This is a genomic window from Streptomyces sp. NPDC048612, assembly GCF_043199295.1.
GTDB lineage: Bacteria > Actinomycetota > Actinomycetes > Streptomycetales > Streptomycetaceae > Streptomyces.
In genome coordinates this window covers 68,197-80,688 of the sequence record NZ_JBICVV010000008.1, presented here as the reverse complement: position 1 = coordinate 80,688, position 12,492 = coordinate 68,197, and the positions used below count along the sequence as shown (strand labels likewise).

The 12,492-nt window shown below is 73.9% G+C and carries 12 protein-coding genes; 8 read left to right on the top strand and 4 right to left on the bottom strand.

Annotation, left to right across the window (positions count from 1 at the left end):
- Window positions 1–256: 256 nt before the first annotated feature.
- Window positions 257–1,933: a CocE/NonD family hydrolase gene (locus ACGFN2_RS14775; RefSeq protein ID WP_393360327.1), complete on the top strand. Its 1,677-nt coding sequence runs from the start codon at window positions 257–259 to the stop codon at window positions 1,931–1,933.
- 186 nt (window positions 1,934–2,119) lie between these two features.
- On the top strand, window positions 2,120–2,938 hold the full coding sequence (gene pcaD / locus ACGFN2_RS14770) for a 3-oxoadipate enol-lactonase (RefSeq protein WP_393360325.1): 819 nt from the start codon (window positions 2,120–2,122) through the stop codon (window positions 2,936–2,938).
- A 12-nt stretch (window positions 2,939–2,950) separates the two neighbouring features.
- Here the strand turns inward: pcaD and ACGFN2_RS14765 are convergent, their stop codons facing one another.
- Window positions 2,951–4,015 (bottom strand): PP2C family protein-serine/threonine phosphatase, encoded by a 1,065-nt coding sequence (locus ACGFN2_RS14765; RefSeq protein ID WP_362605004.1) that lies wholly within the window; start codon window positions 4,013–4,015, stop codon window positions 2,951–2,953.
- Between the two features lie 263 nt (window positions 4,016–4,278).
- On the opposite strand from ACGFN2_RS14765, the gene ACGFN2_RS14760 reads away from it, so the two are divergent.
- Window positions 4,279–4,407, top strand: a complete 129-nt coding sequence (locus tag ACGFN2_RS14760) for a hypothetical protein (protein WP_393360323.1) — start codon at window positions 4,279–4,281, stop codon at window positions 4,405–4,407.
- 29 nt (window positions 4,408–4,436) lie between these two features.
- Here ACGFN2_RS14760 and ACGFN2_RS14755 read toward each other — a convergent pair whose 3' ends face one another.
- Together ACGFN2_RS14755 and ACGFN2_RS14750 are read right to left on the bottom strand one after the other, a co-directional pair.
- Window positions 4,437–4,688, bottom strand: a complete 252-nt coding sequence (locus tag ACGFN2_RS14755; RefSeq protein WP_362605006.1) for a hypothetical protein — start codon at window positions 4,686–4,688, stop codon at window positions 4,437–4,439.
- Window positions 4,689–4,863: 175 nt separating this feature from the next.
- A complete protein-coding gene (locus ACGFN2_RS14750) occupies window positions 4,864–6,057 on the bottom strand; it encodes a serine hydrolase domain-containing protein (protein WP_393360321.1) in 1,194 nt (397 codons plus the stop codon).
- A gap of 428 nt (window positions 6,058–6,485) precedes the next feature.
- Between ACGFN2_RS14750 and ACGFN2_RS14745 the strand changes: the two genes are divergently transcribed.
- Window positions 6,486–6,893 carry a VOC family protein gene (locus tag ACGFN2_RS14745; protein WP_393360319.1) on the top strand — a complete coding sequence of 136 codons (408 nt, stop codon included), beginning with the start codon at window positions 6,486–6,488 and terminating at the stop codon, window positions 6,891–6,893.
- Between the two features lie 120 nt (window positions 6,894–7,013).
- Here ACGFN2_RS14745 and ACGFN2_RS14740 read toward each other — a convergent pair whose 3' ends face one another.
- Window positions 7,014–7,832 (bottom strand): lipase family protein, encoded by an 819-nt coding sequence (locus tag ACGFN2_RS14740; RefSeq protein ID WP_393360317.1) that lies wholly within the window; start codon window positions 7,830–7,832, stop codon window positions 7,014–7,016.
- A 241-nt stretch (window positions 7,833–8,073) separates the two neighbouring features.
- Here ACGFN2_RS14740 and ACGFN2_RS14735 point away from each other — a divergent pair, with 241 nt between their 5' ends.
- From ACGFN2_RS14735 to ACGFN2_RS14720, 4 genes are all read left to right on the top strand, one after another.
- Window positions 8,074–8,460, top strand: a complete 387-nt coding sequence (locus ACGFN2_RS14735) for a hypothetical protein (RefSeq protein ID WP_362604936.1) — start codon at window positions 8,074–8,076, stop codon at window positions 8,458–8,460.
- A 107-nt stretch (window positions 8,461–8,567) separates the two neighbouring features.
- Window positions 8,568–9,158 (top strand): (2Fe-2S)-binding protein, encoded by a 591-nt coding sequence (locus ACGFN2_RS14730; protein WP_393360315.1) that lies wholly within the window; start codon window positions 8,568–8,570, stop codon window positions 9,156–9,158.
- On the top strand, window positions 9,155–10,150 hold the full coding sequence (locus ACGFN2_RS14725) for an FAD binding domain-containing protein (protein WP_393360313.1): 996 nt from the start codon (window positions 9,155–9,157) through the stop codon (window positions 10,148–10,150). Before ACGFN2_RS14730 ends, ACGFN2_RS14725 begins: the two co-directional genes overlap by 4 nt.
- Window positions 10,151–10,270: 120 nt before the next feature.
- Window positions 10,271–12,472, top strand: a complete 2,202-nt coding sequence (locus ACGFN2_RS14720; protein WP_393360311.1) for a xanthine dehydrogenase family protein molybdopterin-binding subunit — start codon at window positions 10,271–10,273, stop codon at window positions 12,470–12,472.
- The last annotated feature ends 20 nt before the right edge of the window (window positions 12,473–12,492 follow it).

Genomic DNA, 12,492 nt, shown 5'->3' with positions numbered 1-12,492 from the left:
GGCCCCGGGAGCCGTCCCACCCGTCTTGTCCGTCCTTGTAACTCCCTGATTGCACTGAGTGGAAATCCGCCGTTAACTCCCCAGGGAATGGCGGGGTAATGCGACGGTTTCCAGCCGTTGTGGAGGGCGTTGCTCTGTGGGTGGGGGCGCCCTCGCCAGGCACCCCCTCATCTCCCCTTCCTCCGAACGGAGTTGCGCAAGGTGGCCGCCCGTCCCGTATTCTCGTGCAACGTACGATAATTAGTGGAGGGGAACCATGACGCCGCACACGCATGACGTCGTACCGGGGGCCCGCTGGGTCGCGCCGGACGGGAAGCCGCCGTTGTCCTCGCGGATGATGCGGGCCACCTGGAAGGGGCTCCCGGCCAGGCGGTACGAGACCGGCTGGGAGCCGGGGCTCGCGGTGCCGGCCGCGGACGGCAGCACGCTGCGTACGGACCACTACTTCCCGCGTGCGGAGGGCGACTTCCCCACCCTGCTCGTGCGTTCGCCCTACGGGAGGGGCGTGCCGTGGTCGCCGCTGTTCGGGGTGCTCTTCGCCGAACAGGGCTTCCATGTGGTGCTCCAGAGCTGTCGTGGCACCGGTGGCTCGGGCGGCCGGTTCGACCTGTGGCGCAACGAGGCCGGGGACGGGCAGGCCACCGTGGTCTGGCTGCGGCAGCAGCCCTGGTTCACCGGGGTGCTGGGCACGATCGGCCCCAGCTACCTGGGCTATGTGCAGTGGGCGCTCGCCCTGGACCCGCCGCCGGAGCTGAAGGCGATGGTGGTGCACGTCGGGCTGCACGACCCCCATGCCCTCTTCCACTCGGGCGGTGCGCTCCTCCAGGAGAACGCCCTCGCCGTCGGCCTCGGGATGAAGTACCAGCACCGGGGGGTGATGCCGTTCGGGCGGGCGGCGCTGCGCCTCCAGCGCCGGCTGCGGGAGATCACGAGCGCGCGGCCGCTGCGCCGGGCGTATGAGTCCGCCCTCGGTGACGTGCCCTGGCTGGACGGCGTGATGACCCACCCGGACGCCGACGACCCGCACTGGGACGGCGCTTCGGTGGCCGCCGCGGCGGAGCGGTCGGCCGTGCCCACCTGCCTGGTCACCGGGTGGCACGACGGGCTGGCCGACCAGAGCTTCCAGCAGTTCGACCGGCTGCGCCGGGCCGGCTGCGCGTCCTCGCTGCTGGTCGGCCCCTGGACGCACACCTCCGCGCTGCAGCAGGGCTGGCCCGAGGTCTTCGCCGAGAGCCTCGCCTGGCTGCGTGCGCACCTGTGCGGCGACCGCGCCGGGCTGCGCTCCACTCCCGTACGCGTCCACGTCGGTGGCGAGGACGCCTGGCGGGACCTCGACGACTGGCCGTCGGCCCCTGCCGCCACCGACTGGTTCCCGGCGGCGAAGGGGGCGCTCGGCACACAGGCCCCGGTGGAATCCGGCCCGTTGGCGGACTTCCGCTACGACCCGGACGACCCCACCCCGTCGGTGGGCGGGCGGCTGCTCTCCCGTGCCGCCGGTCCCCGGGACAACCGCAAGCTGGAAGCGCGGGAGGACGTCCTGACGTTCACGAGTGCGCCGCTGGCCGCGCCCGTCGATGTCGTCGGCCCGGTCTCCGCGCGGCTGCGGATCGCCACGGACACCGGTTACGCCGATGTCTTCGCCCGCCTCTGCGACGTGGACGCACAGGGCCGGTCCACGAACATCTGCGACGGGCTGACGCGGCTGCGGACCACCGGGCAGATCCCCTCGGAAGTCACCGTGCCGATGAGCTCCACCGCCCACCGCTTCGCCGCAGGGCACCGGATACGCCTCCAGGTCAGCGGCGGCGCCCATCCGCGCTACGCCCGCGGTTCCGGCACCGGGGAGGCGCCGGCCGAGGCGACCCGCTACGTGCCGGTGCGGCTCACGCTGTACACGGGATCGGCGCTCACGCTCTCGCAGGGCGGCGGATAGGGGGACGCCTGGTCGTGGACCTGGCCGGCCGTCGTCGTGCCCAGGTCCGCCTCACCCCCCTGGGCACGACGGCCCCGCGCGCCCGTGGAACGGGGCACCGCCCCGGCCGCACCAACCCCCGTGCTCCGCCGCCGCGGTCGGGGCCGCACACTGGAACGCCCCCAAGTGCCGCCCACAGGAGCCCGGATGACCCACCCGCCCGCCGCCCCGCTCCCGCACCACACCGCGGACGGACCGGAGGACGCCCCGCCGCTCCTCCTGGGGCCCTCGCTCGGCGCCTCGCTCGCCGTCTGGGACCCGCAACTCCCTGCCCTGGCCCGGCGCCACCGCGTCATCCGCTGGGACCTCCCCGGCCACGGGGGCACCCCCGCCGGAGTGCTGGGCACCGCGCCCGCCACCGTCGCCGGCCTGGCCCGGCTGGTTCTCGGGCTCGCCGACGCGCTCGGATTCGACCGGTTCGCCTATGCCGGGATCTCGCTCGGCGGCGCCGTCGGGGCCTGGCTCGCCGCCCATCACCCCGAGCGGATCGTCTCGCTCGCCCTGCTCTGCTCCTCCGCACGGTTCGGCGAGCCGGCCGGCTGGCACGAACGGGCCGCGCTGGTACGGAAGTCGGGCCTCGGCCCGATCGCCGAGGCCGCCGCGAGCCGCTGGTTCACCCCGGCCTTCGCCCACTCCCCGCAGGCCACCGCCCTGGTCGAGGCGGTGCGCCGGTCGGTGGCCCCGGCCGGCTACGCGGCCTGCTGCGACGCCCTCGCCGACTACGACCTCCGCACCGGCCTGGCCCGGATCACCGCCCCCACACTCGTCGTCGCGGGCCGCGCCGACCCGGCCACCCCGCCCGCCCACGCCCGCGAACTCGCCGACGGCATCACCGACGCGAGCCTGCTCGAACTGTCCGGCGCCGCCCACCTCGCCAATGTGGAACGGCCGGCCCCGGTGCGGACCGCCCTGCTCCGCCATCTCGCCGCCGCCGAACGGCCGGAGAGCCGGCCGGGCCGCCGCTGACCTGCGGCCCGTTCACCGGCCCGGCCGGTAGCGGACCAGCAGCATCGCCGCGTCGTCGTGCAGCGGCCCCTCGACGTGCTCCACCAGGTCCTCGCGCACCGCGCGCAGTGCCGTCTCCGGGTCGGGGTCCTTGAGCAGCGCGGCGCGTTCGTCGAGGGGGTAGAAGCGGTCCGCCGCGTCACGGGCCTCGGTGACGCCGTCGGTGTAGAAGAGCAGTTGGTCACCGGGGGCGAACGGCACCTCGTAGGGCACCGGGGCCGAGGTGCCGTGCAGGCTGAGGCCGAGCGGCAGCGCGCGGTCGGGCGGTGCGGCGAAGCCGACCGTGCCGTCGGGGCGGACGACCAGCGGCGCCGGGTGGCCGAAGTTCAGCAGCGTGGCACGCGGGCCGTCGCCGATCTCGGCGAGCACCGCCGTGACGAACCGTTCGCCGGACAGATGACGGTTCAGCGCCCGCTCCACCCGCGCGCCGACCGCCGGCAGATCCGCTTCGTCATGTGCCGCCTCCCGGAACGCCCCCAGCACCACCGCCGCGCTCTCCACGGCCTCCAGGCCCTTGCCCTGCACATCGCCGACGATGATCCGCACCCCGGCGGGCGAGGTCACCACCTCGTACAGGTCACCGCCTATCCGGGCCTCGGCCAGCGCCGAGGTGTACGACACCGCGATCCGCAGCGGGCCGGCGCCGCGCGGCACCGGGCGCAGCAGGACCCGCTGGGCTACCTCGGCGATCGACCGGACGCTGGCCAGCTCCGCCTCCCGGCGCTGCCGCATCACCGCGGCGACCACCCCGGCCGCGGTCACCCCGGCCACCGTCAGCAGGGCGGTCAGCCCGCGCCGGGTGTCGAACAGACCGTTGTAGACCCCCAGCCCGAGACAGAGCAGGAACGCCGTCAGCCCGACCACGGCCGTCCGCCGCCAGCCGCCGACCAGCCCCGCGAACGCCGGACCCAGCGACACCAGGGGCAGGAACCCGACCCCCGGACCCGCGATGAGATCGACCGCGGTGACCACGGCCATGACCGCGTACGGGAGTACGGCCAGCACCCGGGAGCCGGTGCGCCGCTCCTCGTTCTCCATGGCCAAGGCGTTCTCCGGCGGTCTCAGGTGAAGGCTTCGGACAAGAGGGTCGTCGGCCGTCGGAGTGTCCGAAAGCGCCCCTCCAGCCCTTGGCCTGAGCATATGCAACATATGCCGTACCGAAATACCTCGAATGCGCGCTGTTACCGAATCGCAGTGGCCCGCACCACCGGGGAGCGCCTGGGTCGGAGGGGTCCGGGCATCTCGCGGACCGATGATGCGGCGCCCCGGAGGTGGGGGCGGAGCGCGCTGGTGCGCCTGGCGTGACCGGCGTGCGGGTACTGGTCGCCGGCGGCGCCCGCCTGCGCCCTGTTCCCCGCCGGTGGACCTGGCTGACAGCCCAGGCAGCCCTCGCGCTCCTGGTCAACCATCCGCTGTACAGCGGATGGTGACGAGATGTCAGGAGTGAGAGGGGAAAAGGTCAGGCGAGGTAGGGGCGGGTCGAGTTCACCCGGCCGGGGCGCAGAATCCGGATCGGGCCGCGGTTGCAGGAGGGGCAGTCGGCGCGGGTCAGCGGGGAGGCGACATGGACGCCCCGGGTGAAGTAGTCGGCGCGCCGGTGGCCGGCCAGATCCGTGGTGTGCCGGATCTCGTACTCCTCTTCCCAGCCGTGCCCGCAGTGCAGGCAGACGAACGCATACGCCTCATGAACCGTCTCGGTGTCCCGTTCCATGATCACCACGCCCTTTCCCCGGGCCGTGGCGCTCGCGCCAGGCCGGATGCATGCCGCACCTCCCATTATTGCGCTCGGCAACGACTCTGGCCGGGTCGGATTTCCGGGCGGGGCGGGCACGGCGGGTGGCCGGGCCGACCGGCAGCGTCACCCGTCACCCGGCAGGTTCCCCTCCTCAGCCCCTTTGCCGCGCCAGCGCCCGGTACACCGCCCGCACCAGCCCGGCGTTGCGCGGGTCCTGGCCCGTCGTGCCGCCGCCGTACTTGTTCATGGTGTACGCGTACGACAGCCGGTTCTCCGGATCGGCGAAGGCGAACGAGCCGCCCGCGCCGCCGTGCCCGAACGCCCGCGGATTGGGCCCCGCCTGGCCCTGGTGGTTGAGCATGTAGCCCAGACCCCAGCGGTGCTCGTACCCGGCCGGGGCGAGCGCGTCGATCGTCAGATCACGCTCACCCGGCAGGCTCTGCGACCGGCGCATCGCCTCCAGGGTGCCGGGCCCCACCAGCGAGCCGCCCGCCAGCGCGCCGTACACCGCCGCCAGCCCGCGGGCGCCGGCGTGGGCGTTGCCCGCCGGGATCTCGGCCGACCGGTAGGCGGCGCTGTTGACATCGCCGGTCGGGATGTAGGTCAGCGCCAGCATCACGACGGTCAGCGGATGGTCGTCGAGCGACCGGTACGGCGGCTTCGGCGCACCGGGGAACTGCTCGGCGAGCCGCGCCTCGTCCAGCTGCCCGACCATGTCGGCGCAGCGGGCGTGCTCCTCGGCGGGCGTGCCGATGAACACGCGCGCGCCCAGCGGCCCGGTGATCTCGCTGTGCAGGAACGCGCCCAGGGACTGCCCGGTGATCCGTCGTACGACCTCGCCCACGAGGTATCCGAAGGTCACCGCGTGATAGCCCTGCGCGGTGCCCGGCTCCCACCACGGCTCGGTGGCCGCCAGGACGGCGCACACCCGGTCCCAGTCGTAGGCGTGCTCGGCGGGCAGCGGCTCACGGGGCGCGATCAGACCGGCCCGGTGGCTGAGCAGCCAGCGCACGGGTATGTCCTCCTTGCCGGCCTGCCCGAACTCGGGCCAGTACCGGGCCACCGGCGCGTCGAGGTCCAACTCTCCCCGGTCCACGAGGAGATGAGCGCACAGCGCGGTCATCCCCTTGGACGTCGAGTAGACGTTGACCAGGGTGTCGCGCTCCCACGGGCGGGTCCCCGCGGCGTCCGCGTGGCCGCCCCACAGGTCCACCACCGTCTCGCCGTCCAGCGTCACCGCGACCGCCGCGCCCACGTCACCGTGCTCGCTGAAGTTCCGCTCGAACGCGTCCCGTACGCCGGTGAATCCCGGTGCGCAGTGGCCGTTGACGGTGGCTGGCTCCACGGTGGCTCTCCTCGCGTCGTCCCGGTGCGCTCATCCCGTTCCGCCGTACGTGCGTACGGCGTTCCGTAGCGGTATCCGTATCGGATGATCCGCCCAGCTCGATGCCCGTGGCAACGATGTGCGGCCGGACGGCTCAGCGGCGCGTGTCCCGGGAGGGGCGGGGAGGGAAGGGGTGACCGGGCGGGCGCGGCGGTGGCGGCGACGGCGAGGACGGCGAGAAGGCTGGCGGAGAGCGGGCAGGCATCGGTGTCGGGGCCCCGGGCGACGCCATCGAGATCGTCGCCCGCGCCGCCGAGGCCACGTGCACCGCTGCGCGCACCGGCCGCTGAACCCTCCGCCGGCGAACTGCTCTCCGCCGCACCGATGAATCGGCCCGCCGCGCGCGGTCTACCTCACCGACCCCACAGGCCACACACCCGGAGGACGCCATGTCTGCCACCCCCGCTCCCGAACCCGTCCCCGCTCCTGATGGCGTCGCCGTCGCCGTCCAGCCGGTGATCGTCACCCTTGACCTCGACCGGCTGCAGGCCTTCTACGCCGGGCTGGCGGGTGCCGAGGAGATCACCCGGGTGCCGGAGGAGGGGCCGGTCTTCTTCGTCATGCTGCGGGTCGGCGGCTCGGAGCTGGGCATCGTGGCGGACCGGAGCGTCACGACCGGCACCCCGACCCGGATTCTGCTCAGCATCGCCGTCCAGGACGTCGATGCGCTGCTGGACCGGGTCGGGCCGCTCGGCGGAACGGTGCTGGGCCCGGCGAACGACATGCCCTGGGGCCAGCGGGTCGCCCATATCCAGGACCCGGACGGGAACGCGGTCAACCTCACCCAGCCGGTCTGACCGGCACCGGCGACCGGGCCGGGGGCGGGCGAGGACGGTAGCGGGTCCGGCCAGGACGGGCCCTGGTAGCGCCCGTAGCCCGACCCCACCCGCCCTCCGGCCCAGCCCCCGCCCGGAGCGTCAGTTCTGGTTCTTCTCCAGTGCGTTGAGGTACGCGTCCATGAAGTGGTCCCGGATGCCGTCGGAGGCGGGCGCGAGGAGGTCGGCGGTGAAGCCCTGGGCGCGGTCCATCAGCCCGTCGAGCAGCGGCATGGTGTGGTGGATGGCGCCCTGCGCGTCGATGTAGCGCAGCGCGGAGACATGGTGGAAGGCGGGCTCCGGGGGCAGCTGCGGCACGATGTCGTTGTTGTTGACGAAGCGGTACATGCGGTCGGAGAAGGCCGTGTTGAACTCCTTGGACAGCTGCCGGTCGCAGGTGCGCGGCTGGCCGAAGGTGTAGACGCCGTTGGCCGTGACACGCGGCTCCTCGAAGTGCAGCCGGGCGGCGGCCAGCATCGCCAGCGCCCCGCCGAGGCTGTGGCCGGTGAACCACACCGTCTGGCGGTTGTCGCGGAACGCGTCGACGGCGGCCCGGACCTGCGGCCAGACGGACTCCAGCGCCTGGCCGAAGCCGTAGTGGACACAGCCTTTGCCGCCAGGGCCGGGCCACGGTGGTGTGGTGGCGTCGGACAGCCAGTCGCGCAGCTCCACCGGCTCCGTGCCCCGGAAGCTGGTGATGATCATGCTGTGTCCGCCGAGGGTGTACGCCTCGGTGTCCTCCAGCGGGAACGGCGGACGGAAGGTGGTGTGGTGGTGCCGCACCCGGTCGAAGCCCCACTCCCGGGCGGTGGTTTCGATGGTCTGCTCGTCCTGGTAGGCGAGCGCGGAGGCGCGCGCCATGGAGAGTGCGTGGCGGACGGTGTAGCCGGTGGCTTTCTGGTCGATCGCGGCGCTGGTCAACGAGGGCTCCTCTGGCTGGTCCGGCTGGGGCGACGAGGGCTGTTGCGGGGGCGGGGTGCTGCGCGTGCGGCAGCTTCGGTCACAGAATGCTTGCACTGACTACGCAGCGTAACTTCCGGGGCGGGTGCCGGGCGGTTGCCGCCCGTTCAAACCACTCGTTCGTGCCTCCGGTCGCACACACCGGGCCGCCGGGCGAGCCTGGAAGCGTTCGGCTCCCGGAGGACGGCGGAAAGGCCCCACAGTGAACAGCGCGAAGCAGGCGGCACACGCGGACCATGTATCGGCCGAGGTGATGGTGGAGCTGGAGAGCTGCGCGACGGAGGACGCGCACGCCGTCTTCAGCGCGCTGCGCACCTCCTTCACCTCCGACCGGGCGGCGGACGACGTGCCCGAGGAGGTGGCCGGGGCGGGTTCGACCGTGTGGACCTCGACCTTCGACGTGAGTGAGCGCAAGGCCAGCGCCGAGCCACGCCGGCTGACCGCGCCCGTCCTGGTCAGCCTCCAGGGCGGCTACTGGGCGGTCGACCAGCTGTGCAAGGGCCTGGAGTCGGCGTTCGCCGTGAAGGTCCTCGGGACGGCGGCCGGCGACCAGGAGAAGGAAGTCGAGCTGCGGCTGGAGACCCGTTAGCGGCCCGGCTCCATGACCGAAGCGGGGGCAACCACGGCGACGGCGCAGGGCAGCGGCCCGGCTCACCCGGCCGCCCCTCGCGGCCCGGACCGGAAAGGCAGGAGTGAGTGGAGTCCACCCAACATCCGGAGGCCGGCGGTGCGCCGCCGGCGGACGGCCACCGCTCCTCCGTGGTGCTGCACATCAACGGAGTGACGCACACACTGACCGTGGACCACCGGACCACGGTCCTGGACCTGCTCCGTGAACGCCTCGGCCTGACCGGCGCCAAGAAGGGCTGCGACCACGGCCAGTGCGGCGCGTGCACCGTGCTCGTCGACGGGCGGCGCGCCAACAGCTGTCTGCTGCCGGCCGTGGCACAGGACGGGTGCCGGCTCACCACGGTCGAGGGCCTGGCCGAGGGGGAGCGGCTGCACCCCCTGCAGCAGGCCTTCCTGGAGCGGGACGCCCTGCAGTGCGGCTACTGCACGCCCGGCCAGATCTGTTCGGCCGTCGGCGTGCTGACCGAAGTGGCGGACGGCTTCCCGTCCCATGTCACCGCGCCCACCGCGGACTCCGGGACGCCGGTCGAGCTGACCGACGACGAGATCCGCGAGCGGATGAGCGGAAACCTCTGCCGCTGCGGCGCCTACCCGCGGATCGTCGAAGCGGTCCGGGACGCCGCCCTCCAGGCGGGTGGCCAGGAGGCGGCGCGATGAAACCGTTCGGGTATCTGCGGGCGACGAGCGTCGAGGAGGCGCTACGGGCCGCCGCCGACGAGCCCGGCGCCCGCTTCCTGGGCGGGGGCACCAATCTCGTCGACCTGATGAAGCTGGGCGTGGAGGCGCCGGGGCTGCTCATCGACGTCACCCGGCTGCCGCTCGACCGCGTCGAGGCACTTCCGGACGGCGGGCTGCGGATCGGCGCGCTGGTCCGCAACAGCGATCTCGCCGCGGCGGCCACCGTCCGCGACCGCTACCCGGTCCTGTCGCAGGCGCTGCTGGCCGGTGCCTCGGGACAGCTGCGGAACATCGCGACCACCGGCGGCAACCTGCTCCAGCGCACCCGCTGTCTGTACTTCCAGGACATCAGCAAGCCCTGTAACAAGCGCGAGCCGGGCACCGGCTGCCCGGCCCGTGAAGGGGCGCACCGCGACCTCGCCGTACTGGGCCACTCCGAGCACTGCGTGGCCACCCAGCCGTCCGACATGGCGGTGGCGCTGGCCGCCCTCGACGCCGAGGTGCAGCTGCAGGGCCCCGACGGGGAGCGCACCGTGCCGGTGACCGATTTCCACCGGTTGCCCGGCGACCGCCCGGAACGGGACACCGTGATCCGGCCCGGCGAACTCCTCACCGCCGTCCGGCTGCCGCCGCCGGTCCCCGGCGCGCGCTCGCGCTACCGCAAGGCCCGTGACCGCGCCTCGTTCGCGTTCGCGCTGGTCTCCGTCGCCGCCGTACTGGAGGTGCACGACGGCGCCGTACGGCGGGCGGCCCTCGCGTTCGGCGGGCTGGCGCACCGGCCCTGGCGCGCCCGCGCCGCCGAAGAGGTGCTGCGCGGCGCGCCCGCCACCGAGGACACCTTCGCCCGCGCCGCCGACGCCGAACTCACCGCCGCCCGGCCGCTGCGCGACAACGGCTTCAAGGTCGCGCTCGCCCGCAACCTCACCGTCGGCGTGCTGGCCGGACTCGCCGCCCCGCCCGACGACCGCTGACGACACCCACCCGCCACCGACCACCTCCGCACCCATCACACCCGCACCCACGACAAGGACCACCAGGACGCCACCGCCGACCCGGCCCCGCCCCCGACCCCCGACCCAAGGACGCGCGCCATGAGCCCCGACTCGTTCCCGCTCGGCCCACTCCCGTACCCCCTGGGCGCCCCGCTCGTCCGCCGGGAAGGACGGGAGAAGGTCACCGGCACTGCCCGGTACGCGGCCGAACACACCCCGCCGGGCTGCGCCTACGCCTGGCCGGTGCCCGCGACCGTCGCACGGGGCCGGGTCACCGCCGTGGACACCGCGGCGGCGCTCGCCCTGCCGGGGGTGTACGCGGTGCTGACGCACGAGAACGCGCCCCGCCTCGCGGCCGCCGACGATCCGACGCTGTCGCTCCTCCAGGACGACCGGGTGCCGCATCGCGGCTGGTACGTCGCGCTCGTCGTCGCCGACAGCCTGGAGGCCGCCCGCGCCGCCGCCGGGGCGGTCCGCGTCAGCTACGAGACCGCCGCGCACGACGTACGGCTGACCGCGGGCCATCCGGGCCTGTACGACGCGGAGACCGCCAACGGCGGCCATCCGGGCACCCGCGAACGCGGCGACTTCGAGGGGGCGTTCGCGGCCGCGCCGGTCACCGTCGACGCCACCTACACGGTGCCCCCGCTGCACAACCACCCCATGGAGCCGCACGCCTCCACCGCCCGGTGGAGCGACGGGCATCTGACCGTCCACGACTCCAGCCAGGGCGCCACCAGGGTCTGCGCGGACCTCGCCGCGCTGTTCCGGCTCGACCGGAGCGAGATCACCGTCGTCTCCGAGCACGTCGGCGGCGGCTTCGGCTCCAAGGGGACACCGCGCCCCCAGGTCGTGCTGGCCGCGATGGCCGCCCGCCACACCGGGCGCCCGGTCAAACTGTCCCTGCCGCGCCGGGAGATGCCGGCCGTCGTGGGCCATCGCGCCCCCACGATTCAGCGGGTCCGCCTCGGCGCGGGCGACGACGGTGTCCTCACCGCCCTCGCCCACGAGGCCGCCACCCACACCTCCACCGTCACCGAGTTCGTCGAGCAGGCCGCCGTCCCGGCACGCGTCATGTACACCTCGCCGAACAGCCGCACTGTGCACCGCGTCGTCCCGCTCGACGTCCCGACGCCCTCCTGGATGCGCGCACCGGGCGAGGCCCCCGGGATGTACGCACTGGAGTCGGCCGTCGACGAACTCGCCGTCCTCCTGGACATCGACCCCGTCGACCTGCGGATGCGCAATGAGCCGGACACCGAACCGGACAGCGACCGCGCCTTCAGCAGCCGGCACCTGGTCGGCTGTCTGCGGGAGGGCGCGGAGCGCTTCGGCTGGCGGCCCCGGGACCCGCGGCCGGGGGTCCGCCGCGTCGGCGACCTGCTCCTGGGCACCGGCGTCGCCGCCGCCACCTACCCCGTCCTCATCGCCGCCTCCTCCGCCGAGGCGCACGCCGCCGCCGACGGCACCTACCGCATCCGCGTGAACGCCACCGACATCGGCACCGGCGCCCGCACCGTCCTCGCACAACTCGCCGCCGGTGTGCTGGCCGTGCCCGGCGAACGCGTCCACATCGAGATCGGCAGCAGCGACCTGCCGCCCGCCATGCTGGCCGGCGGCTCCGCGGGCACCGCCTCCTGGGGCTGGGCCGTCCACAAGGCCTGTACGGAGCTGCGGCACCGGCTGCGGGACCACGTCGGACCGCTCCCGGACGACGGGCTGACGGCCGCCGCCGACACCCGCCGGGAGACGGCCGAGCGCTCCCCGTACGCCCGGCACTCCTTCGGTGCCACCTTCGCCGAGGTGCAGGTCGACACCGTCACCGGGGAGGTCCGGGCGCGGCGGATGCTGGGTGTCTATGCCGCCGGCCGCATCCTCAACTCCCGTACGGCGCGCTCCCAGTTCATCGGCGGGATGACCATGGGGCTGGGGATGGCGCTCATGGAGGGCAGCGGCCTGGACCCCGCCTTCGGCGACTTCGCCGAGCGCGACCTGGCCTCGTACCACGTGCCGGCCTGCGCCGATGTCCCGCCGATCGAGGCGTACTGGCTGGAGGAGGAGGACCCGCACCTCAACCCCATGGGCAGCAAGGGCATCGGGGAGATCGGCATCGTCGGCACCGCGGCGGCGCTCGCCAACGCGGTCCGGCACGCCACCGGGGTCCGGCTGCGCGACCTCCCGCTCACCCCGGACAAGGTCCTGCCGCGGCTCCCGGACCGGCCGGCGCGGACCGGGCCGGCGGACTCCGCTCGACCAAGATCAGTTGCGGAACCCGCCCCACCGGGTCACCATGACAAATGACCCATACGTGATTAATGCTC